This window comes from Streptomyces sp. TE5632 (genome assembly GCF_054061295.1).
Genome location: NZ_JBSSEA010000002.1, coordinates 503,074 through 524,884 on the forward strand (window position 1 = coordinate 503,074; position 21,811 = coordinate 524,884).

Consider the following 21,811-nt stretch of genomic DNA (forward strand, 5'->3'; position numbering starts at 1 on the left):
ACCTCACGCGGTCGGCGTGCCGGAGCCGCTGCGGACGCCGCCGTCGGGTCCTCCCGTGTGCCGCGGTGCCGGGACCTCCGGCCGCAGCCGGGCCAGCAGCCGTCGGCGTTCCTCGGCGAAGGCCGGGTCCGCCTGGTAGTCGGAGTGGCCGAGGATCGGCGCGGGCAGCGGGTGGGCCTCGGTGCGGCCGTACGCCAGGGGGTCCCCCAGCGGAGGGCGGTCCACCCCGGGGCCGCGGTCGCCGGGCAGCCGCACCGGGCCGCCGATGGGGTCGGTGAGCCGGTGGAGGTTGCGCCAGCAGTCGACCTCCTGGTGCAGGGCGCCGAGCGCGGCGGGTCCGAAGTGGGCCGGGAACCAGCGGCCGTAGAGCCGTTCCAGCGGGGACCCGTAGGTGAGCAGTGCGACGCGGTTGCGGGTGGCGGGGGTGAGCTGCCAGGCCGCGGCGGCGGCGAGGACGCTTCCCTGGGAGTGTCCGGAGAGCACCAGCCGTCCGCCGGTGGACCGAGTCCAGGTCTCGATCCGCCAGGTCAGGTCCGGCACCGCCCGTTCGGCGTAGCAGGGTGGTGCGAAGGGGTGGGCGGCGCGCGGCCAGAAGGTGCCGACATCCCACAGGATGCCGATCGTGCGCCGAGCGGAGGCGTCCTTGTAGGCGCGCCGGCCCCAGGTGACGAACAGGATGAAGCCGAGCCCGATCAGCCAGGAACCCAGTGCCTGCGCGGTCTCGGCGGCGCCGTGCACCACGGCGTAGGTGCCTTGTGCGGCCTGGCCGGGCGTCCGGTCGGTGGTCAGGGCGCCGACGAGGGCGCCCGCGCCCAGCAGCAGGGTCGCGGCGGAGGTGACGGCGACGATGCGGGGCGCCCGGTCGGTGAGGGCGGCCATGGCGCGGGCGTAGGCGATCCGCCGGGTACGGGCGGGGTCGCCGGTCTCACCCGGGAACTCGTGCGCCACGGTGGCGCACTCGTCGCGGGCGATGCGCCAGGCCCGTCGGGCCAGCCAGCCGCAGAGCCCCAGCAGCAGGACGAGCAGGGGTGGGATCACGGACGCCTGCCAGGTGAGCACCACCGGTGGGCCGGGGATCGAGGCCCCGGTGCCGTCCAGCCAGTCGGAGACCCGCTGGGCCACGCCGCCGGACATCACGCCGCCCAGTGCGCAGGCCAGCATCGCGACCGCGGGTCCGGCCAGTCCCCGCATGGCGGCACGCCGGTCGGGGGCGCTTCGGTGCAGGGCGTGGGCGACTCCGGCGAGCACGATCACCAGGAGGCCCTGGGCGAGGGTGATGGCGCCGAAGGTCGCGTCGCCGGGCAGCCGGCCCGCCGACTCCCAGCCGGGGCGCTGCCATCCGGCGTACACCAGGGTCAGGACCAGCAGGGCGAGCGCGGCAAGGGGCAGCAGGCGCACCACGCGGGTGTCGAGTTCGCCGTCCAGCCGGCGGTCGGTGCGGCCGCGGCGGCAGACCACCCACACCACGGCGGCCGCTCCGGCGAACAGCGCCGCTTCGAGGAGCGGGCCGAGGACACCCAGCGCCACGGGGCCGCCGGGAGCACGGTCGTGGCGGGCGGCCGCGCTGCCGACCGCGGCGGCGACGGTGAGCAGTCCGGCGGCGGTGTGCGCGGCGCGCAGCCGGGCGACCAGGCGACGGCCGTACCAGAAGCCGGGCCGGCCCAGGGCGGTGGGGCCTGCCTCCTCCTCGGGCTCCTCGGGCTCGATCTCGTGGGCCATCGGCTGCTGGGACTCGTACGCGCTCCAGGTGCGCAGGGACAGGTACCACAGCAGCCCGGTCAGGGCTGTGGGCACCAGGGCGGCGAGGGCGAGCCGGCGGCCCGGCAGGCTCCACCAGCCGCCGTCCGAGGCCTCGGGCGACAGGAAGCCGAGCCAGGAGTGCCGCGCGGCGCACGCGTGCGTGCCCGCGCACTGCCAGGCCGCAAGGTCCAGGGCGACCTCGCAGGCGGCCGCGACGAACAGCACCGTCAGGCTCAGTCCGGCCAGCCGCACCAGCAGTCCGTACAGCCTCACGAGGCGTCCGCGGCCCCGGGCCGTCGGGCGCATCCAGTGGGCGAGGTTGACCACCATGAAGGGCAGCAGCAACAGCCACAGGGCGCGGGTGCCGTTGCCGGAGGTGAGGTTGCACCAGACGTACGCCTCGGGGACCGGGCCGTCCCGGCTGTCGGCGGGCCGGCGCTCCGCGTCGGCGTCGTCGGCGCGCCGGAACACGGCGGCGATGTCGTCACCCGTGATCCGTACCGTGCGCGGATCGTTCAGCATCTCCTGCGGGGTGGTGCCGCCCACCCCGTGGACCAGGAGTTCCAGGGCTGCGCCGGCTTCCCCGGACTGCTCGGCCGGGTCGCCCGCGCCCTCGGCCGGTCTGTGTTCCCGCGCACGCTCCACTGCTTCGCACTTCCCCCGTGACACGCCGTCGGATCCGTCCGTGCGGGCAGGATCTCCCCTGCCGGAACGGCTCACACCTGTTCTCACGGAATCTCCCCGATCCGGGTGAGGTTCGGGCGACCCGCGGGACGAACCCGCGGGACGATAATGGCATGTACACGGCGAACAGCCGGGTGCGCCGCCCGTGTACCGGCATGCGAGGATGGGACGCCGACGCACCGGTGACGGAAAGAACGTGCCAGTCGGACCGGGCGTGTGCGGCGTGTCGGACGGCTTGGCGGCGAAAGGACCGGAGCGTACGTGAGCGAGAATCAGAACCTCCTCGCGGAGCAGCGGCGCACCCTGATCCTCGACGAGGTCCGGCGCCGCGGCGGAGTCCGGGTCAACGAGCTGACCCGCAAGCTCGGCGTGTCGGACATGACGGTCCGCCGCGACCTCGACGCGCTGGCCCGGCAGGGCGTCCTGGAGAAGGTGCACGGCGGCGCGGTCCCGCTGGTCGAGGCCAGCACGCACGAACCCGGTTTCGAGGCCAAGTCGGGTCTGGAGCTGAGCGCGAAGGACGACATCGCGCGGGCGGCGGCCGAACTGGTCGCCCCGGGCGCGGCGATCGCCCTCTCCGGCGGCACGACGACGTACGCGCTGGCCGGCCGGCTGCTCGAGGTGCCCGACCTCACTGTGGTCACCAACTCGGTGCGGGTGGCGGACGTCTTCCACACGGCGCAGCGCACCTCGGGCCCCCGGCAGGGCGCGGCCACCGTCGTGCTGACCGGCGGTGTGCGCACGCCGTCGGACTCGCTGGTGGGGCCGGTGGCCGACCAGGCGATCGCGATGCTCCACTTCGATCTGCTGTTCCTGGGGGTGCACGGGATATCGGTCGAGGCCGGGCTGTCGACGCCGAACCTCGCGGAGGCCGAGACCAACCGGCGTCTGGTGCAGTCGGCGCGGCAGGTGGTCGTGGTCGCCGACCACACCAAGTGGGGCACGGTGGGCCTGAGTTCGTTCGCGTCCCTGGACCAGGTGGACACGCTGGTGACGGACTCCGGGCTGCCGGCCGAAGCCCGCCTCGAGGTCTTTGAGCATCTGCGGCACCTGGTCGTGGCGGGGGAACCCGGCGACCCTGCGGATCCCGCGGACGGCTGACCCCGCGTTCGGGCCGCCCGAAAGCCGTCAGTCCGGCCAGGCCCCGGTGCGCAGCAGCGTCTCGATCGTTGCCGTGTACGGGGCGATCTCCAGGCCCTGGTCGGCCAGCCACGCGTCCGAGTAGTACTTGTCGAGGTAGCGGTCCCCCGGGTCGCAGAGCAGCGTCACCACGCTCCCCTGCCGCCCTTCGGCCACCATCTCCGCGACGATCTTCAGCGCGCTCCACAGCCCGGTGCCGGTGGAGCCGCCCGCCTTGCGGCCGATGACCCGCTCCAGGGCCCGTACGGCGGCGACGGCGGCCGCGTCGGGCACCTTCATCATCCGGTCGATGGCACCGGGCAGGAAGCTCGGTTCCATCCGGGGCCGGCCGATGCCCTCGATACGGGAACCGCTGCCGCAGGTGACGTCCGGATCGCCGGTGGTCCAGCCCTCGAAGAAGCAGGAGTTCTCCGGATCGGCGACACAGACGCGGGTGTCGTACTGCATGTAGTGGACATAGCGCGCGAGGGTCGCCGAGGTGCCGCCGGTACCGGCCGTGGCGACGATCCACTCGGGTACCGGGAACGGCTCCGACTCCAGCTGGCGGAAGATGGATTCGGCGATGTTGTTGTTTCCCCGCCAGTCCGTGGCCCGTTCGGCGTAGGTGAACTGGTCCATGTAGTGGCCGCCGGTCTCCGCCGCGAGGACGGACGACGCCTCGTACATCGTGCGGGGGTCGTCCACGAAGTGGCACCGGCCGCCGTGGAACTCGATGAGGCGACACTTCTCGGCGCTCGTCGTGCGTGGCATGACCGCGATGAAGGGCACGCCGATCAGCTTCGCGAAGTAGGCCTCCGACACGGCGGTCGAACCGCTGGACGCCTCGATCACCGGGCGGCCCGGACGGATCCAGCCATTGCACAGCCCGTGGAGGAAGAGGGAACGGGCGAGCCGGTGCTTCAGGCTGCCGGTCGGATGCGTCGACTCGTCCTTGAGGTAGAGGTGGACGTTCCACCGCTCGGGCAGCGGGAAGCGCAGCAGATGGGTGTCGGCCGACCGGTTGGCGTCGGCCTGCACCCTGCGCACGGCCTCTTTCAGCCAGTCGCGGTAGCCGGGGTCGCTGTGGTCGACATCGAGGGTGACGCCGCTCGGGGGCTGTTGGGGGGTACTCACGGCAGGGCTCCTTACGCTGAGCGCCGACGGCGTCCCGCGCGGCCGACACACCGATCATATGCACCCCGGGACCGCCCCTCACCTGCATAAACACCTCTTTGAGCGGCTCAAAGGCAACCCTGGGACCACGTCTTGGCCCCCTGCCGGGGGGGCGCCCGGGGCGCGGCGGTGGGGGCGCATTCGCGCGAGTGCTTCGGGCGCCGCGGGGAACGGGGGCACGTGCACTGGTGCTCGGCGGCGGGGGCGGGCAGACTGCACCGGCGGAGCAGGGTCCCGGACGGGGGCACACTGGATCTGGACATGAGCCGGCCCGCGGAACACGGTCCGGTACACCGACGCGCACAAGGGGGCGGGTGGCATGGCCGAGCCGGAGTTCACGGCCAGGGGCGTGCGGATCGGCAGGCGGCTGCGGTCGCTCACCCGGGCCGGGCAGGTCCGGATCAGCGACGGCAGGCTCGAGTTGCTCACCAGCCATGGAACCGAGATCGACAGCGCGCCGGTGCAGGCCGTACGCGCCTCCCGGCCCTGGTTCGCACCCGAGGACCGGGCCCTGGCCGACCTCAACGGCCATCGGTACCTGCTGACGCTGGGTGACCACGACCCGGCGCCGGGCGAGCCGGGACCGCCCGCGGCCCGCCGCTTCATCGAAGCCGTACGCCGGGCATCGGGCCGCGGCGCCTGAGGTGCCCGTGAGTTGCGCCACTTCAGGCCCTGCGTCACGCTGTTGTCACGTCACTCTGGGTTTACCGGCGATAACGCTGCGAACCAGCCCGCCGGCCACGACAGCAGGCGGTCATGTCACGCGGGCACCCTGCTGGATCCGTACTCCGTGTTCTTCCGGACGTCCGTCCGGACCTGACACCGGGGAGTCGCAGCTGTGATCACTCACCCAAGCAGACACTGCACGGTGGAGCTCCAGGCTCTGCCTTCGCGGATCGGCCAGGTCCGCAGAATCGTATCTGCGCAATTGCGCTACTGGCATATGGACATTTTGATAGACCGGGCCTCGCTCGGTGTGACGGAGTTGTTGTCCAACGTCCACCGGCACGCCCAGCCCGACAAGATCTGCACGGTCGAGCTGGAAGTACTGCTCGACCGGCTCAAGGTCTCGGTGCGCGACCACGACCCGCGGCTGCCGGTCGTGGCGGACGCCGGTCCGCTCGCCACCTGCGGGCGGGGGCTGGCCATGGTGGCCGCGATGAGCGAGAGCTGGGGCGCGCTGCCGGACGGCGAGTCGGGCAAGGTCGTGTGGTTCACGCTGCCGACGCCGTCCGCGATTCCCGTCGCGGACTGGGAGCGGTGTCCGAGGATCAACGCCGTCGAGCCCGCCGCGCACCGGTTCGCAAAGGTCGCACTCGTCGAGCACGCCGTCGAGGGCCACCGGTCCGAACCGGAGCCCGCCCGGTCCGCCGTTCCCGGCTGACCGGGCGGTGACTCCGGTGGTCATGCCGCACCGCCCTTGCCGTGCCGGCCGAACTCCTCGTCCAGGACGGACAGCCGCCGCCAGTACTCGTCCTCGTCGATCTCGCCGGAGGCGAAGCGGTGGCCGAGCACCTTGACGGGCGAGTCGTCCGCCACGGTGGGCCGGCCGGAGCCGGGGCCTCGGCCTCCCCGCCATACCGTGCGGCGCAGCAGTGCGACGCCGCCGCCGATGACCAGAGCCCAGATCAGAGGGAAGAGCAGGATCCACGGGCCGGGCCCGCCGTCACCGAAGTGCGCCAGGATCTGCATGATCGTTCAACTCCTCGGATGCGCTGTCGCGTCGTGGTGACGCGTCACTTCCGAGAGTCGTCCCCGAGGGGGTACCGGGTCGTCGTACGGCCGGCGGCACCGCGCGTACCCCACGGGGAGTACCCGGGACGACGGCACCTGCTCCCCTCCCCGCCCCCCTCCCCCCTCCCGTCGGGTTCAGGTGGACGACTGGTCGCTGTCCTTCATCGCGCCCCAGCCGTGCCAGCGGTCGACCTCGATCCAGGCGCTGACCCTGGCCCGGACCCGGTTCGGGTACGCGTTGCCGGTGTAGTGCCGGGAGAGCCGGTCGATGTCGGCCAGGCCCTCGTCGTCCTTCAGTTCGACGACGCGGCCGATGAGGGTGACATGGGTGTACCAGTTGTCCTCGTCCAGCACGGTGAGGGTGACGCGCGGGTCGCGGCGCAGGTGCTTCAGGCGGACCCTGCCCTCGTCCAGGCTGATCAGCGCGCGGCCGCCCTCCCACACGTACCAGGTGGGCGTGGAGACGGGTGTGCCGTCGGAGCGGAGGGTGGCCATGACGCAGGGGTTGGGGCGGCGCAGCAGGTCCTCGGCCTCGGAAGGCAGCGGGGGCTTGGACACTACGGACTCCTCGGTGGGTCGTCGGACGGTTCCCCGGACGCTTCGTACCGGGTGCTCAGGTGGCGGACTCGTCGTGACCGGCGAAACTGGCGTAATAGGCGGCGGCCATGTCCTCATCACCGTGGCCCTGGGCCGCGGCGCGTTCCAGGCGCTCGGCGCCGGCCGCGGCCACGTCCAGCCGTACACCGTGCTGTTCGCCGGCCCGGACGATCAGACGGGCGTCCTTGGCGGCGGTGGTCACGGCGAACTGGGCCGGGGTCAGCGGTCCGTCCAGGATCAGCCCCGCCTTGGCGCGCAGGTAGCCCATGTCGAGCGGGCCGCCCGCGATGAGGTCGAAGAAGCCGCCGGGGTCGACGTCCAGCGCCTCGGCCAGGGCGAGGGTCTCCCCCACCGCGGAAGTGACCGCGAGGACCCAGCTGTTGGCCACGAGTTTGAGCCGGGTCGCGCTGCCGGCCGCCCCGTCCTCGCCGGTCCACACGGTGCGGGCGCCGACGGCGTCGAACACCGGGGTCACCGTGGTCCTGCCCTCGGCCGGTCCGGCGGCGATCACGGTCAGCTGTCCGGCCTCGGCCGGCTGACGGGTGCCCAGCACCGGGGCGTCGTAGAAGAGCATGCCGTGCTCGCGCGCGAAGCCGGCCAGCTCGGCGACACCCTCGAGACCGGCGGTGGTCGACTGCGCCCAGACGGTGTCGCGCCGCAGGGCGGGGGCGGCCAGCCGCATCGTCTCCAGCGTGACGGGACCGTCGTACAGCATGGTCAGGACGACATCGGCGGACTCGACCGCCTCGGCGGGGGTTCCGGCGACGTGCGCGCCGTCGGCGGCGAGCGGGTCGGCCTTGGCGCGGGTGCGGTTCCAGACACGGACGGCGTGGCCGGCCCGGGCGAGGTTGCGGGCCATCGCGGCACCCATGATGCCGGTGCCCAGGACGGTCACGGTGAGCTGGTCGGTCATGAGCTCGGCTTTCTGCGGGTCGGGGCGGTCGCTCCTGTGCGGTGGGCAGTGCCTCGTGCTCCGGTCCCGGGTCCGGGTCGAGTGTCCCGTGCCCGGTCGGCGCGCACTGCCCGTCAGTGCTGGGCCGATCACGTTTCGTGGATCATTGTGCGGTGTCCGGCCGTGGTTCCGCCTGTCGACTCGGGCATCCGCCTGCCCACCGGTCGGGCCGTTATGCCAGGGCCCCCAGCGGATCGTCGAGGACCGGCTGCCAGGCCAGTTCGGCGGCGCCGACCAGGCTGTTGTGGTCCAGGGCGCAGGCCAGGATCGGAACGCCGCCGCTGCGGCCCCACAGGCTGCGGTCGGCGACGACGGCGCGCAGCCGGTCCGGGGCGGCGTCCAGGAGGGTGCCGTGCAGGCCGCCGAGGATGATCCGGTCCGGGTTGAGGATGTTCACCAGGCCGGCGAGACCCAGCCCCAGGCGGTCGACGAGGGTGGCGACGGCGGCGCGGACGGCCGGGTCGTCGTAGTGCTCGTGGATCAGTGTGTCGGCCTGTTTGAGGAGGGACATCTCGGGACCGGGTTCGCGTCCGGCCGCGGTGAGGAAGGCGAGCGGGTCGGCCTCCACGTCCAGGCAGCCCCGGCTGCCGCAGTAGCAGGGACGGCCCCCGGGGTTGACGGCGAGGTGGCCGACCTCCAGGGCGAGACCGGAACTGCCGGTGTGCAGACGGCCGTCGAGCACCAGCGCGCCGCCGACGCCCCGGTGGCCGGTGGCCACGCACAGCAGGTCGCGCGCGCCGCGCCCGGCACCGTGCCGGTGCTCGGCGAGGGCGACGAGGTTGACGTCGTTCGCCGCGAAGGCGGGTCCGTCGATACCCGCGGCGCGCACCTGCTCGGCGAAGATCTCCCGCACCGGGGCGCCCGTGGGCCAGGCCAGGCGCAGCGGGCTGAACACCAGCCCCTCGGGTTCGGCCACCGCGGACGGCACGGAGAGCCCCGCTCCGACACACCGGCGTCCGGTCTCGCGGAGCAGTTCGGCGCCGGCCGCGACGACGGAGCCGAGCACCTTCGCCGGGTCGGCGTCGATGACCTCGCTGCCGGGCGCGGTGGCGACGATCCGGCCGCCGAGGCCGACGAGGGCGGCCCGGAACCCGTCGGAGTGCACCTGCGCGGCCAGTGCCACCGGTCCGTCCTCGGCGATCGAGAGCCGGTGCGAGGGCCGGCCCTGCGAACCGGCAGCCGCGCCGGGCCGGGCGTCCACCCTGATCAGGCCGAGTGCCTCCAGTTCGGCGGCGACGGCGCCGGCGGTCGCCCGCGTCACGCCCAGTTCCGTGGTGAGCACCGCGCGGGTCGGGGCACGTCCGGTGTGCACGAGCTCCAACGCGGGCCCGAGCGCTCCACGTCCCCGGTCCAGCCGCGTCCTCGAGGTGGTCCCTTCCCCCGCCGGCCGGGGGTCCGCCTTCCCGCTCATGAGGGCGAGTCTCCCATGATCCGAAACGGCGGCGGGCTACCGGCCGCTGCCCCGGAGCGGGATGCCCAGCCGCCCGGCCGGTCCCCGCTTCGGTGGTTCGGTGGTGCCGTACCCGCGTGCACGCACGGGACCCCGTGGTGAGCGAGCCGTGCGCGGCCTCGGCACGGGTCCGGGGGAGCAACTCGGCGCCCGAGGTCTCCCGTCCGCCCGACACGGCCTGAGCTGGAACTCCGGGCTCCGCTAGCCTGGTCGCACGATGAACGACCGTATGACGACTCCGTGGGGCGCGCCGGTACTGGCCCGCTTCCCCGAGGACCCCCGCGACAGGCTGCGCGCCTGGGACGCCTCCGACGAGTACCTCCTCGGCCACCTCGACCGGGAGCCGATCCCGCTGGACGGCACGGTCGTGGTCGTCGGAGACCGCTGGGGGGCGCTGGTCACGGCGCTCGCCGCGCACCGGCCGACGCAGATCACCGACTCCTGGCTGGGGCAGGAGGCGACCCGCGCGAACCTGGCACGCGCCGGGGTCGAGCCGGGCGCGGTCCGGCTGCTCACCACGCAGGACCCGCCGCCGGGCCGGATCGATGTGCTGCTGGTGCGGGTGCCGAAGAGTCTGGCGCTGCTGGAGGACCAGTTGCTGCGGCTGGCGCCCGCGGTGCACGAGGACACGGTCGTCGTCGGAACCGGCATGGTGAAGGAGATCCACACCTCGACGCTGAACCTCTTCGAGCGGATCATCGGCCCCACCCGGACCTCCCTCGCCGAGAAGAAGGCGCGGCTCGTCTTCTGCACCCCGGACCCGGCCCTGGTCCGGCCCTCCAGTCCCTGGCCGTACAGCTACACGCTGCCCGACGGCGTCGGCGCGGTCTCGGGCCGGACCGTCGTCAACCACGCGGGGGTCTTCTGCGCCGACCGGCTCGACATCGGCACCCGATTCCTCCTGAAGCATCTGCCGACCGGGCGGACGGGACTCCGGGTGGTGGACCTCGGGTGCGGCAACGGTGTCGTCGGTACGGCGGTGGCGCTGGCCGACCCGCGGGCCGAGGTGCTGTTCGTCGACGAGTCGTTCCAGGCGGTGGCGTCCGCGGAGGCCACGTACCGTGCCAACGGCGTACCGGGGCATGCCGAGTTCCGGGTCGGCGACGGTCTGGCGGGCGTGCCGGACGGCAGCGTCGACCTGGTGCTCAACAACCCGCCGTTCCACTCCCACCAGGCGACCAGCGAGGCGACGGCCTGGCGCATGTTCACCGGCGCGAGGCGTACCCTGCGCCCCGGTGGTGAGCTGTGGGTGGTCGGCAACCGCCATCTGGGTTACCACGTGAAGCTGCGGCGGCTGTTCGGGAACAGCGAAGTGGTGGCGAGCGACCCGAAGTTCGTCGTGCTGAAGTCCGTCAAACGGTAGCGCCGCAGCGCGGCGCCGCAGCACCCTTGGCGGCCCGCTTCAGTTGGGGGTCAGCGTCGCGATGATGTCCGCCACCGCGCGGGTCATCGCTTCCCGGCCCACGGTCAGGTAGCCGCGGGAGTCGACCGCTTCGGGGTGGGCCGCGAGGAAGTCCCTGATGGCGCCGGTCATGGCGACGTTCAGGGCGGTGCCGATGTTCACCTTCGCGATGCCCGACCCGACGGCCGCGGTGAGTTCGGTGTCCGGCAGGCCCGAGGAGCCGTGCAGGACGAGGGGGACGTCCAGGGCGGCGGAGAGACGTTCGAGGAGGGCGTGGTCGAGGGCGGCGGTGCGGGTGGTCATGGCGTGGGTGGTGCCGACGGCGACGGCCAGGGCGTCCACGCCGGAGTCGGCGACGAAGGCGCGGGCCTGGTCGGGGTCGGTGCGGGCGCCGGGCGCGTGGGCGTCCAGCGGCGGCGTTCCGCCCTTGCCGCCGATCTCCCCCAGTTCCGCCTCGATCCACAGGCCCCGGGCGTGCGCCCAGTCGACGGCCGCCCGGGTCGCGGCGAGGTTCTCTGCGTAGGGCAGCCGGGCCGCGTCGTACATCACGGAGCCGAAGCCGGCGTCCGGGGCCTGGCGCAGCAGGGCGTCGCTCTGGACGTGGTCGAGGTGCAGCGCGACGGGAACGGCGGCGCGTTCGGCGGCGGCGACGGCGGCGCGGGCGAGCGGCAGCAGACGGCCGTAGCGGAACTTGACCGCGTTCTCGCTGACCTGGAGGACCACGGGTGCGTTCACCGACTCGGCTCCCGCGATGACGGCTTCGACGTGTTCCAGCGTGATGACGTTGAACGAGGCGACGGCGGAGCCTGCCGCGACGGCGTGGTCGACGAGTTCGCCGGTGGTGGCGAGGGGCACGTTCGCTCCTTTCCGGCCCTTTCCGGCCCTTTTCGGCGGGGGTCAGGGCTCGAGAACGACTGAGCGGGTGAGGTGGCGGGGGCGGTCGGGGTCGAGTCCGCGGGCCTGGGCGACGGCGACGGCGAGGCGCTGGGCGCGGACGAGCTCGGCCAGCGGGTCGAGGGTGCCCTGGATCCACGATCCGCCGGTGTCCCGCACCTGCGCGGCCAGACCGTCCGGTGCGTCGCCCAGCATCCAGGTCGCCGTACCGCGCGTGGTGACGCTGATGGGGCCGTGCCGGTACTCCATGGCCGGATAGGCCTCCGTCCACGCCAGGGCGGCCTCCCGCATCTTCAGAGCCGCCTCGTGGGCGAGGCCCACGGTCCAGCCGCGGCCGAGGAAGGTGAACTGGGTGCAGTGCACGAGCCCTTCGGGCAGCGGCCGGGCGAGGGCGGTTCGCGCGTCCTCGACGACCGTTTCGGTGTGCAGGCCGAGGTGGGCGCGGAGCAGGGTGAGGGCCGTGGTCGCGAACCGCTTCTGCACGACGGAGCGTTCGTCCGCGTAGTCGAGCACGACGGTCTCGTCCGCCGATGTCGCCACCGCGGTGTCCGGGTCGGCGGTGAGCGCGGTGGTGCGGGTGCCGCCCTTCAACCGGTCGAGCAGGTCCAGGACTTCGGTGGTGGTGCCGGAGCGGGTGAGGGCGACGACATGGTCGTAGGCACGTCCGTGCGGGAACTCCGAGGCGGCGAAGGCGTCCGTCTCGCCCTGGCCCGCTCCCTCGCGCAGGGCCGCCACCGCCTGCGCCATGAAGTACGAGGTGCCGCAGCCGACGACCGCGACCCGCTCCCCCGGTGCCGGGAGGGCCCGGGTGTGCTCGACCGCCTGCGTCGCGGCCCGCGTCCAGCACTCGGGCTGACTCGTCAGTTCGTCCTCGACATGCGTCATGTCCGCCCCCACCCTTCTCGGTGATTGTTGTTGCAAGATAGAGTGGAGTTTCAAGCACAATCAAGCATTCGAGCAGAGATCGTCGGTGCTCCCGAGCCCTCCCGCCGGACAGGCGCTAGGGTCGCCGGAGGCCGGGAGACGGCAGGTAGCCGCACGACGGGAGGGCGGATGTCGCGGGACGCCCGCTGGCAGGCGCTGCTGGAACTGCTCGTCGAGCGGGGCCGGCTGGACGTGGACGAGGCCGCCGCCGAGCTGGAGGTGTCGGCCGCGACGATCCGCCGGGACTTCGACACCCTCGCCGGACAGCAGATGCTGGTGCGCACCCGGGGCGGTGCGGTGGCGCACGGGGTGTCGTACGAACTGCCGCTGCGCTACAAGACCGCTCGCCGCGCCTCCGAGAAACAGCGGATCGCCGAGGCGGTGGCGGGTCTCCTCGCACCGGGCGAGGCGGTCGGGCTGACCGGCGGCACCACCACCACGGAGGTGGCGCGTGCGCTGGCGGTACGCGGTGATCTCGCGTCCGGGTCGCCCGCGCTGACGGTGGTGACCAACGCGCTCAACATCGCCAATGAACTCGCCGTGCGCCCGCAGTTCAAGATCGTGGTGACCGGCGGTGTGGCGCGGGCCCAGTCGTACGAGCTGGTCGGGCCGCTCGCGGACGGGGTGCTGGGGCAGATCACGCTCGACGTGGCGGTGCTCGGTGTCGTCGCCTTCGACGTCGCACACGGTGCGGCGGCGCACGACGAGGCGGAGGCGGCGATCAACCGGCTGCTGTGCGAGCGGGCCGAGCGGGTGATCGTGGCGGCCGATTCCAGCAAGCTGGGCCGACGTGCGTTCGCCCGGATCTGTTCGGCCGAGTCGGTGGACACCCTGGTCACGGACGCGGCGGCGGCCCCGGAGACGGTGCGCCGGTTCGAGGAGGCGGGACTGCGCGTCGTCGTGGCGTGAACCGCGCGCCGCGGGCCGTCCGGCCGGGCCTGCCTAAGCTGGCAGCCAGGGCGGCACGTACCGGCGGGCCAGGGAGGCTGCGATGGACGGGACGGCGAGGGAGCGGGGAACGTCCGGCGGGCAGCGGTACGCGCCGATCGCCGATCACGGTCTGATCGGCGATCTGCGCAGCGTGGCGCTGGTGGCGACCGACGGCACCATCGACTGGTACTGCTGCCCTGACTTCGACGCGCCCAGTGTCTTCGCCGCGATCCTGGACGCCGAGCGTGGGGGCTCCTTCGAGCTGGCGGCGGCCGTGCCGGCGCACACCAAGCAGTTCTACTTCCCCGACACCAATGTCCTGATCACCAGGTTCTTCACCGAGGACGGCTTGGGTGAGGTGCAGGACTTCATGCCGGTCACCGGGGAGCCGGAGCAGGCCGAGGAGGGCCGGCACCGGCTGATCCGGCGGGTGCTGTGCGTGCGCGGGTCCCTCCCGTTCCGGATGCGGGCGGCTCCGCGGTTCGAGTACGGCACCCGGCCGCACACCCTGCGGCTGGCCGGCGACCTCGCGGTGTTCGAGTCCGAGGCGCTGTCCCTCGCGCTCACCTCGACCGTCCCGCTGGAGGCCGACGGCCCGGATGTGCGGGCCGACTTCAAACTGGCGGAGGGCGAGACCGCGGTGTTCGCCCTGGACCAGGTCGGCGGCGAGGTGGCCCCCCGTCACTGCGCGCACCGGGAGGCGGAGGAGCAGTTCGGCACGACGGTGCGGTACTGGCGGCACTGGCTGTCCTCCTCCCGCTACCGCGGCCGGTGGCGGGAGATGGTGCACCGCTCCGCCCTCACCCTGAAGCTGCTCACCTACGCGCCGACCGGGGCGATCGTGGCGGCGCCCACGACGAGCCTGCCGGAGAAGCTCGGTGGGGAGCGCAACTGGGACTACCGGTACGTGTGGATGCGGGACGCGGCCTTCTGCGTGTACGCGCTGCTGCGGCTGGGCTTCTCCAAGGAGGCCAAGGCGTTCATGGGGTTCGTGTCGCGGCATGTCAGCCCCGGCGCCGGGCGCCCCTCCGGCCCGCTGCAGATCATGTACGGCATCGACGGCCGTACCGACCTGTCCGAGCGCGAACTCGGCCATCTGGAGGGGTACCGGGGTTCGGCACCGGTACGGGTCGGCAACGCGGCGGCCGACCAGTTGCAGCTCGACATCTACGGGGCGCTGATCGACTCCATCTACCTGTACGACAAGTGGGCCGAGCCGATCTCCAGCGAGCAGTGGGACCATGTGTGCGAGCTGGTGGACTGGGTGTGCGCGCACTGGGACCAGCCCGACGAGGGCATCTGGGAGACGCGCGGCGGACGCAGGAACTACCTGTACTCGCGGCTGATGTGCTGGGTGGCGATCGAGCGGGCCGTCCGCATGGCCACCCGGCGCGGTCTGCCCGCCGATCTCCCCCACTGGCGGACGAGCCGCGACACCATCTACCGGCGGATCATGAGCCACGGCTGGTCCGAGGCACGCCGGGCCTTCGTGCAGCACGAGGACGGGGACGTGCTCGACGCGGCGGTGCTGATGATGCCGCTGACGAAGTTCATCGCGCCGACCGACCCGAAGTGGCTGTCCACGCTCGACTCCCTCACCGAGGACCTGGTGTCGGACTCGCTGGTCTACCGGTACGACCCGGAAGCGAGCCCGGACGGCCTGCGCGGCGACGAGGGCACGTTCTCCATCTGCTCGTTCTGGTACGTCGAGGCGCTGACCCGGGCCGGACGGCTCGACGAGGCGTCCCTCGCCTTCGAGAAGATGCTGACCTACGCCAACCACCTGGGCCTGTACGCCGAGGAGATCAGCCACACCGGGGGGCAGCAGGGCAACTTCCCGCAGGCGTTCACGCATCTCTCGCTGATCAGTGCCGCGTTCAATCTGGACCGCGCCCTGGGCTGAGTCTCAGTGGCCGCGGCCCGCGCCCTCGCGGGGCGCGGGCGACGCGGGGGTGTCGTTCTCGTCGTGCGCCGGTGCGGGAGCGCTGTCCGCGACGACCGGGTCCAGCACCCGGCCGACGCCGTAGGCCGTGCCGAAGGTCGCGGCCAGGGCTGCGGCGAATGCGGTGATCTTCAGTCCGGTACGCATGACAGTCTCCCCTCGGAACGGCACGTCCGGCCCGGGTCCGGGTTGGTGTCCACACACCTCACGATACCCCTTGGGGGTATCCAGTCAAAGTCGGCGACCCTTGAAGTCAGATACCTCCCGGGGGTATACCTGAGGAGTGAGAGAGATACCCCCGACCCGTATACTGCAATCGGCTGCCGGGCAGGTTCCGGCCGGCCCTCGTCACCAGGAGCGCCCATGACCGTCCGTACAGCCGGCACCGAGACCGAGGCCGCGGCCCAGGGAGAGGTGGAGCTGGTCATCGGCGGGATGACCTGTGCCTCCTGCGCCGCGCGGGTCGAGAAGAAACTCAACCGGATGGACGGGGTCACCGCCACGGTCAACTACGCCACCGAGAAGGCCCGGGTGTCGCACGACGGCGCGGTCACCGTCCAGGACCTGATCGCCACCGTCGAGGCCACCGGGTACACGGCACGGGAGCCCGCACCGCCCGTGCGCGGGAACGAGCCCGCCGGCACCGGCTCCTCCGACTCCATCGGATCCCCCGACGAGCTCCGGTCGCTGCGGGAGCGGTTGATCACGGCCGTGGTGCTGTCGGTGCCCGTCATCGCGATGGCGATGATCCCGGCCCTGCAGTTCGAGTACTGGCAGTGGCTGTCCCTGACGCTGGCGGCACCGGTCGTGACGTATGCGGCGTGGCCCTTCCACCGGGCGGCGTTCACCAACGCGCGGCACGGTGCGGCCACCATGGACACGTTGATCTCGGTCGGCACCTCGGCGGCGTTCCTGTGGTCGTTGTGGGCGCTCTTCTTCGGCACCGCCGGCACCCCGGGCATGACCCACCCCTTCGAACTGACCATCGCCCGTTCGGACGGCGCCGGGAACATCTACCTGGAGGCCGCCGCGGGTGTCACCGCGTTCATCCTGGCCGGGCGGTACTTCGAGGCGCGCGCCAAGCGGAAGGCGGGCGCGGCGCTGCGGGCGCTGATGGAACTGGGTGCGAAGGACGTCACCGTGCTCCGGCCCGGCGGGCGCGAAGAGACGGTGCCCGTCGAGGAGTTGGCGGTCGGCGACCGTTTCCTGGTACGCCCCGGCGAGAAGATCGCGACCGACGGGACAGTCGTCGAGGGCACTTCGGCGGTGGACGTCTCCATGCTCACCGGAGAGTCCGTGCCGGTGGAAGTGGCCGCCGGGGACGCGGTCACCGGGGCCACGCTCAACGCGGGCGGGCGTCTCGTCGTGGAGGCCACCCGGGTCGGCTCCGACACCCAGCTCGCCCGGATGGCGAAAATGGTGGAGGACGCGCAGAACGGGAAGGCCGCCGCGCAGCGGCTCGCGGACCGGATCTCCGCGGTCTTCGTGCCGATCGTGATCGCACTGGCCCTGGGCACGCTGGGCTTCTGGCTGGGCAACGGCGCCGGGCTGACCGCCGCGTTCACCGCCGCCGTGGCCGTACTGATCATCGCCTGCCCGTGCGCCCTCGGCCTCGCCACGCCGACCGCGCTGATGGTCGGCACCGGGCGCGGCGCGCAGCTCGGCATCCTCATCAAGGGCCCGGAGGTCCTGGAGACCACCCGCCGCGTCGACACCGTGGTGCTCGACAAGACCGGTACGGTCACCACCGGCCGGATGACCCTGCTCGCCGTGCACCCGGCCGAAGGTACCGACGAGGCCGACGTGCTGAGGCTGGCAGGCGCCCTGGAGCACTCCTCCGAGCACCCGATCGCCCGTGCCGTCGCCGACGGCGCCCTGGAGAAGCTGGGCACGCTGCCCTCTCCCGAGGACTTCGGCAACGTGCCCGGACTCGGCGTCCAGGGTGTCGTGGAGGGCCATGCGGTGCTCGTCGGCCGGGAACAGCTGCTGGCGCAGTGGGAACTGAAGCTGCCGGCCGAGCTGGCGCGGGTCCTGGAGACGGCCCAGGCGGCCGGGCGCACCACCGTCACGGTGGCCTGGGACGGTGAGGCGCGCGCGGTGCTGGAGATCGCCGACGCCGTGAAGGAGACCAGCCCCGAGGCGGTGCGCCGGCTGCGCGCGCTCGGCCTCAGGCCCGTCCTGCTGACCGGCGACAACGAGGCGGTGGCCCGGACCGTCGCCCGTGAGGTCGGGATCGCGCCGGAGGACGTCATCGCCGAGGTGCTGCCGCAGGACAAGGTGGATGTCGTCAAGCGCCTCCAGGCGGAAGGCCGCTCGGTCGCGATGGTCGGCGACGGTGTCAACGACGCGGCCGCGCTGGCCCAGGCCGACCTCGGGCTGGCCATGGGCACCGGCACGGACGCGGCCATCGAGGCCGGCGACCTGACCCTCGTCCGGGGCGACCTGCGGGCCGCGGCGGACGCGATCCGGCTGGCCCGCCGCACTCTCGGCACGATCCGGTCCAACCTGTTCTGGGCCTTCGCCTACAACGTCGCCGCGCTGCCGCTCGCCGCGGCCGGCCTGCTCAACCCGATGATCGCGGGGGCGGCGATGGCCTTCTCCTCGGTCTTCGTCGTCGGCAACTCCCTCCGCCTGCGCACCTTCCGGGCGGCCTGACCGACGGCGGTCACCCGGACGGGTGTGACGGCCGGGCTGCGGCGGGGGCGCGGGGACGCACCGGGTGGACCACGCGTACCGTGGACACCTGGTGATTCCCGGTCCACGGTGCGGGTGTGCCCAGCGAGCCCCGGACACTCGGACCCCCTCCACAACGCCACCGCGGGAGAGACGAATGCGCGAGCCGACCCCCACCGACCAGGGCGGTGCCCGTCCGCTCACCGCGCCCGCCCGGCCCGCGGACGGGCTCCGCCGGGTGGCGTCCGCCGTCCTCGGCGACCTCAGGGCCGTGGACGGCGCCCTGTACGCGGCGGTGGCGGCCACTCCCACCCCCACCCTCGACCGGGCCCTGCGCCACCTCTCGCACGCGGCCGACCATTCGAAGATCTCGTTCGCCATCGCCGGCGCCCTCGCCCTGGGCGGGTCGCAGCAGCGCCGGGCCGCGCTCGTCGGCGTGGGGGCCATAGCCGTGGCGTCGGCGTCGGCCAATCTGCTCGGCAAGCGTCTGGTCCGCAGGGACCGGCCGGACCGGGAGGCGGCCCGGGTGACCGTGGACCGGCATGTCCCGATGCCCACCTCGGCTTCCTTCCCCTCCGGGCACACCGCGTCGGCGGTCGCCTTCGCCACCGCCGTCGGTACGGTCCTGCCCGCGGCCTCCGGCCCGCTCGGCGCACTGGCCGGCGCGGTGGGCTACTCACGCATCCATACGGGCGTGCACTACCCGGGAGACGTCGCCGCCGGTGCGGTTCTCGGCATCGCGAGCGCGGCCACCGCCCTCGCCCTGGCATCGGCCCGCCTCCCCGCCTCGTACGGGCGCGGAAGGCCACGCCCGCCCCGGACCCGGTGACCGCCGACCGCCGACCGGGGAGGATGAACACCGTCCCCCGCCGGTCCCGGGACAGCACGCCTAGAGCCGTGCCCCGCCCCGCGGGCGGACCTCACCGGCCCGCCCGTCGGCCTGCCGCAGGGGCCGTCCGACGAACCGGTAGCGGCGTTCCGGCCGTCCCGCGGCCCCGTACCGCAGCGAGACCTCGGCCGCGCCGACGGTGTGGAAGTGCTCCAGGTAGCGGCGGGCGCTGACCCGGGAGACTCCGGTGAGGGCGGCGCACTCGGTGGCCGACAGCGTGCCGTCGGCCTCCCGCAGGGTGCGCTCGACCAGTTCGGCGGTCTCCACACTCATGCCCTTGGGCAGCACCGGAGCCGCGTACGTCACGACCGGCGCCGCTCCGGCCAGCACCCGGTCCACGTCGGCCTGGCCACGCACGACCGTGCCCAGCAGCCGACCGCGCTGGACGGCGTACCGCTCCAGCCTGGCCCGCAGGTCCTCGAACTCGAACGGTTTGAGCAGATAGTCGACGACCCCGTGCCGGACCGCCCCGCGCACCGTCTCCGCCTCCCGTGCGGCGCTGATGACCATCACGTCGCAGTCGTGCCCCGCGCTGCGCAGCCGGGGAATCACCTCGAGGCCGAACAGGTCCGGCAGATACAGGTCGAGCAGCACCAGATCGGGACGGAGTTCGTCCACCGCGGCGACGGCCTGCTCACCGGTGCTGGCGACGCCGACCACCCGGAACGCCTCGACGCGGTCGACGAAGGCGCGGTGCACACGGGCCACCATGAAGTCGTCGTCGACCACGAGCACGTCGATCGCGTCGGCGCGTGCGGGCCCGGCGTGCTCACCGTGCGTGCTGGTCATCGGCCGGCTCCTTCCGCCACCGCGTCGGCGAGGTGGCTCACGGTCATGCGGGCGGTGAACATCGCTCCGTCCGGGGTGTTGGTCATCGAGATCTCACCGCCGTGGCGTTCGCAGACGAGACGGGTGAGCGCCAGGCCGATACCGCGCTCGCCCTCCTGGGCGGCCTTGGTGGTGAAGCCGTGCGAGAAGACCTCGCGGGCCAGTCCGGGGGCGACTCCGGGGCCGGAGTCGCGGACGACGATCTCCACACTGGCGGCGTCCTGGCGCAGTTCGACCTCGACCCAGGCGTCGTGCCCTCCCTCGCCGCCAGGGCCCTCGGCCCTCGGCTCGGCACCGGGATCGCCCACGGTGGCCGCCGCGTCCACGGCGTTGTCCACGAGGTTGCCCACGACCGTCGCCACGTCGGCGGCGTCCTCGGGGGCCAGCCGGTCGAGGGCGCTGTTGTCGGAGATCCGCAGGGTCACCCTGCGTTCGGCGGCCAGGGAGGCCTTCGCCGTCAGCAGGGCGGCGACGGCGGTGTCCCGCACCCGCCGGCTGAGCGTGACGTCGAGGGACTGGCGGCGCCGGCTCAGAGCACGGATGTAGCGCACGACCTCCTCCCGCTCGCCGATCTGGATGAGTCCGGAGATCGTGTGCAGTTGGTTGGCGAACTCGTGCGCCTGGGCGCGCAGCAACTCGGAGGAACTGCGAAAGGACCCGATCTCCCTTTCCAGACGGGCGAGTTCGGTGCGGTCGCGCAGGGTGGTGACCGAACCGAGGAGACGCCCGTCCTTGGTGACGGTCATCCGGTTCATCACCAGCACCCGGCCGTGCCGCACGACGACCTCGTCACGCCGGCGACCGGGCTCGTGCCGCGACGGGTCTTTGGCCCGGTCCTGCGTTCCGGCGAGGACGTCCCGCAGCCGCCCGTCGACGCCGAGGGAGTCCAGGCTCTGGCCGACGCAGTCCTCGGGCAGGGCGAGCAGACGTCGACCCATCTCGTTGACGAGGGTGAGCCGGTGCTGCGGATCCAGCGCGACCACGCCCTCGGCGATGCCGTACAGCATGGCTTCGCGGTGTTCGGCGAGCCCCGCGATCTCGCGCGGCTCGAGGCCGAGACTCTGCCGCTTCACCCGCCGCGCGAGCAGCCAGGAGCCGGCCACTCCCAGCCCGCTGGCGATGCCCAGATAGGCGAGCAGATAGGAGGAGGCGCCGCTGAGCCGCTGCCAGACCGTCGGATCGGCCACGCCGATCATCACCGTGCCGAGGTGGCGTCCGAGGTTGTGCCGGTCCGCCCCGAGGACCGGCACCTGCGCGACCCGTTCACGGCTGCCGTCGAGCGTCACGGGTCCCGACCAGCCGCGCCCGCGTGCCGCGCCGTCGCCCGGTGGCAGCCGCTCACCGATCACCGTGGGGTTCGTGGAGGCGACGATCCGGCCGTCCGGGCCGGCCACGGTCACCGAAGTGACCCCGGACTGCGTCTGGGTGGAGTTCACCAGCGCGGCGAGAGCCTCGCCGGGAACCGGCCGCGTCAGCCGGCTGCGCACCAGCGGGTTGGCGGCCAGCTGTTCGGCGAGAGCGCCGACCCGGCGGCCCTCGACCCGGTTGAACGTCGCCTCCGACTGCGCCAGGGAGACCGCGGCGACCGCCAGCAGGACCATCACGACGATGGCGAGCTGGAGCACCAGCATCTCGCCCGCGAGGGTCTGACGGCGGAAGGTGACGGCCACGACGTACTCAATCTCTCCTGCCGACGGGCTCTCCGGCCGGCGATGCCCTCCGGCGGGCACGACGCGGTGCGACGCGGGTGGCGGGCTGCCCCATCATGGCGCCCACCTGCGCCGGGCGAAAGACACCTGCCCCATCAGAACTTGCCCGCGGTGCCCCGAGAATGCCGCGACGCGGTCGTCCGGGGCCCGCCCCGGACGCGCGGCGGGCCG

At 73.1% G+C, this 21,811-nt stretch carries 19 protein-coding genes; 8 read left to right on the plus strand and 11 right to left on the minus strand.

What is annotated here, in order from left to right; all coding sequences use genetic code 11:
* Positions 1-3 precede the first annotated feature (3 nt).
* Entirely contained in the window at positions 4-2,385 is a 2,382-nt protein-coding gene (locus ACVW19_RS04355) for a hypothetical protein (RefSeq protein ID WP_457456718.1), read from the minus strand.
* A gap of 300 nt (positions 2,386-2,685) precedes the next feature.
* Between ACVW19_RS04355 and ACVW19_RS04360 the strand changes: the two genes are divergently transcribed.
* Positions 2,686-3,525 carry a DeoR/GlpR family DNA-binding transcription regulator gene (locus ACVW19_RS04360; RefSeq protein WP_457456719.1) on the plus strand — a complete coding sequence of 280 codons (840 nt, stop codon included), beginning with the start codon at positions 2,686-2,688 and terminating at the stop codon, positions 3,523-3,525.
* A gap of 27 nt (positions 3,526-3,552) precedes the next feature.
* Here ACVW19_RS04360 and cds1 read toward each other — a convergent pair whose 3' ends face one another.
* Entirely contained in the window at positions 3,553-4,677 is a 1,125-nt protein-coding gene (gene cds1, locus ACVW19_RS04365; protein WP_457456721.1) for an L-cysteine desulfhydrase Cds1, read from the minus strand.
* Between the two features lie 358 nt (positions 4,678-5,035).
* Here cds1 and ACVW19_RS04370 point away from each other — a divergent pair, with 358 nt between their 5' ends.
* Positions 5,036-5,359, plus strand: a complete 324-nt coding sequence (locus ACVW19_RS04370) for a hypothetical protein (protein WP_109382788.1) — start codon at positions 5,036-5,038, stop codon at positions 5,357-5,359.
* Between the two features lie 195 nt (positions 5,360-5,554).
* Positions 5,555-6,100 (plus strand): ATP-binding protein, encoded by a 546-nt coding sequence (locus ACVW19_RS04375; RefSeq protein ID WP_457456723.1) that lies wholly within the window; start codon positions 5,555-5,557, stop codon positions 6,098-6,100.
* A gap of 20 nt (positions 6,101-6,120) precedes the next feature.
* Here ACVW19_RS04375 and ACVW19_RS04380 read toward each other — a convergent pair whose 3' ends face one another.
* The 4 genes from ACVW19_RS04380 to ACVW19_RS04395 form a co-directional block, all read right to left on the minus strand.
* On the minus strand, positions 6,121-6,408 hold the full coding sequence (locus ACVW19_RS04380) for an SHOCT domain-containing protein (protein WP_457456725.1): 288 nt from the start codon (positions 6,406-6,408) through the stop codon (positions 6,121-6,123).
* A 177-nt stretch (positions 6,409-6,585) separates the two neighbouring features.
* Positions 6,586-7,008 carry a PPOX class F420-dependent oxidoreductase gene (locus ACVW19_RS04385; protein ID WP_457456727.1) on the minus strand — a complete coding sequence of 141 codons (423 nt, stop codon included), beginning with the start codon at positions 7,006-7,008 and terminating at the stop codon, positions 6,586-6,588.
* Positions 7,009-7,063: 55 nt separating this feature from the next.
* The gene (locus tag ACVW19_RS04390; RefSeq protein ID WP_457456729.1) at positions 7,064-7,960 is read right to left on the minus strand and encodes an NAD(P)-dependent oxidoreductase; all 897 of its coding nucleotides are present in this window, start codon (positions 7,958-7,960) and stop codon (positions 7,064-7,066) included.
* A 211-nt stretch (positions 7,961-8,171) separates the two neighbouring features.
* Positions 8,172-9,410, minus strand: coding sequence for an ROK family protein (locus ACVW19_RS04395; protein ID WP_457456730.1), 1,239 nt, complete (start codon positions 9,408-9,410; stop codon positions 8,172-8,174).
* Positions 9,411-9,678: 268 nt separating this feature from the next.
* Here ACVW19_RS04395 and ACVW19_RS04400 point away from each other — a divergent pair, with 268 nt between their 5' ends.
* Positions 9,679-10,812, plus strand: a complete 1,134-nt coding sequence (locus ACVW19_RS04400) for a methyltransferase (RefSeq protein ID WP_457456732.1) — start codon at positions 9,679-9,681, stop codon at positions 10,810-10,812.
* A 39-nt stretch (positions 10,813-10,851) separates the two neighbouring features.
* Here ACVW19_RS04400 and ACVW19_RS04405 read toward each other — a convergent pair whose 3' ends face one another.
* Both ACVW19_RS04405 and ACVW19_RS04410 read right to left on the minus strand, forming a co-directional pair.
* Positions 10,852-11,706, minus strand: coding sequence for a class II fructose-bisphosphate aldolase (locus ACVW19_RS04405; protein ID WP_457456734.1), 855 nt, complete (start codon positions 11,704-11,706; stop codon positions 10,852-10,854).
* Positions 11,707-11,748: 42 nt separating this feature from the next.
* Positions 11,749-12,630, minus strand: coding sequence for an SIS domain-containing protein (locus tag ACVW19_RS04410; RefSeq protein WP_457456736.1), 882 nt, complete (start codon positions 12,628-12,630; stop codon positions 11,749-11,751).
* A 168-nt stretch (positions 12,631-12,798) separates the two neighbouring features.
* Between ACVW19_RS04410 and ACVW19_RS04415 the strand changes: the two genes are divergently transcribed.
* Both ACVW19_RS04415 and ACVW19_RS04420 read left to right on the plus strand, forming a co-directional pair.
* Positions 12,799-13,578 carry a DeoR/GlpR family DNA-binding transcription regulator gene (locus ACVW19_RS04415; RefSeq protein ID WP_457456738.1) on the plus strand — a complete coding sequence of 260 codons (780 nt, stop codon included), beginning with the start codon at positions 12,799-12,801 and terminating at the stop codon, positions 13,576-13,578.
* Positions 13,579-13,660: 82 nt separating this feature from the next.
* Positions 13,661-15,502 carry a glycoside hydrolase family 15 protein gene (locus tag ACVW19_RS04420; protein WP_457456740.1) on the plus strand — a complete coding sequence of 614 codons (1,842 nt, stop codon included), beginning with the start codon at positions 13,661-13,663 and terminating at the stop codon, positions 15,500-15,502.
* 3 nt (positions 15,503-15,505) lie between these two features.
* Here ACVW19_RS04420 and ACVW19_RS04425 read toward each other — a convergent pair whose 3' ends face one another.
* Positions 15,506-15,688 carry a hypothetical protein gene (locus ACVW19_RS04425; protein WP_457456991.1) on the minus strand — a complete coding sequence of 61 codons (183 nt, stop codon included), beginning with the start codon at positions 15,686-15,688 and terminating at the stop codon, positions 15,506-15,508.
* Positions 15,689-15,904: 216 nt separating this feature from the next.
* Here ACVW19_RS04425 and ACVW19_RS04430 point away from each other — a divergent pair, with 216 nt between their 5' ends.
* Both ACVW19_RS04430 and ACVW19_RS04435 read left to right on the plus strand, forming a co-directional pair.
* Positions 15,905-18,196 carry a heavy metal translocating P-type ATPase gene (locus tag ACVW19_RS04430; protein WP_457456742.1) on the plus strand — a complete coding sequence of 764 codons (2,292 nt, stop codon included), beginning with the start codon at positions 15,905-15,907 and terminating at the stop codon, positions 18,194-18,196.
* A 175-nt stretch (positions 18,197-18,371) separates the two neighbouring features.
* Positions 18,372-19,043, plus strand: a complete 672-nt coding sequence (locus ACVW19_RS04435) for a phosphatase PAP2 family protein (RefSeq protein ID WP_457456743.1) — start codon at positions 18,372-18,374, stop codon at positions 19,041-19,043.
* A gap of 60 nt (positions 19,044-19,103) precedes the next feature.
* Here the strand turns inward: ACVW19_RS04435 and ACVW19_RS04440 are convergent, their stop codons facing one another.
* On the minus strand, positions 19,104-19,892 hold the full coding sequence (locus ACVW19_RS04440; protein WP_457456745.1) for a response regulator: 789 nt from the start codon (positions 19,890-19,892) through the stop codon (positions 19,104-19,106).
* Positions 19,889-21,601 carry an ATP-binding protein gene (locus ACVW19_RS04445; RefSeq protein WP_457456747.1) on the minus strand — a complete coding sequence of 571 codons (1,713 nt, stop codon included), beginning with the start codon at positions 21,599-21,601 and terminating at the stop codon, positions 19,889-19,891. Before ACVW19_RS04445 ends, ACVW19_RS04440 begins: the two co-directional genes overlap by 4 nt.
* Between the last annotated feature and the right edge of the window lie 210 nt (positions 21,602-21,811).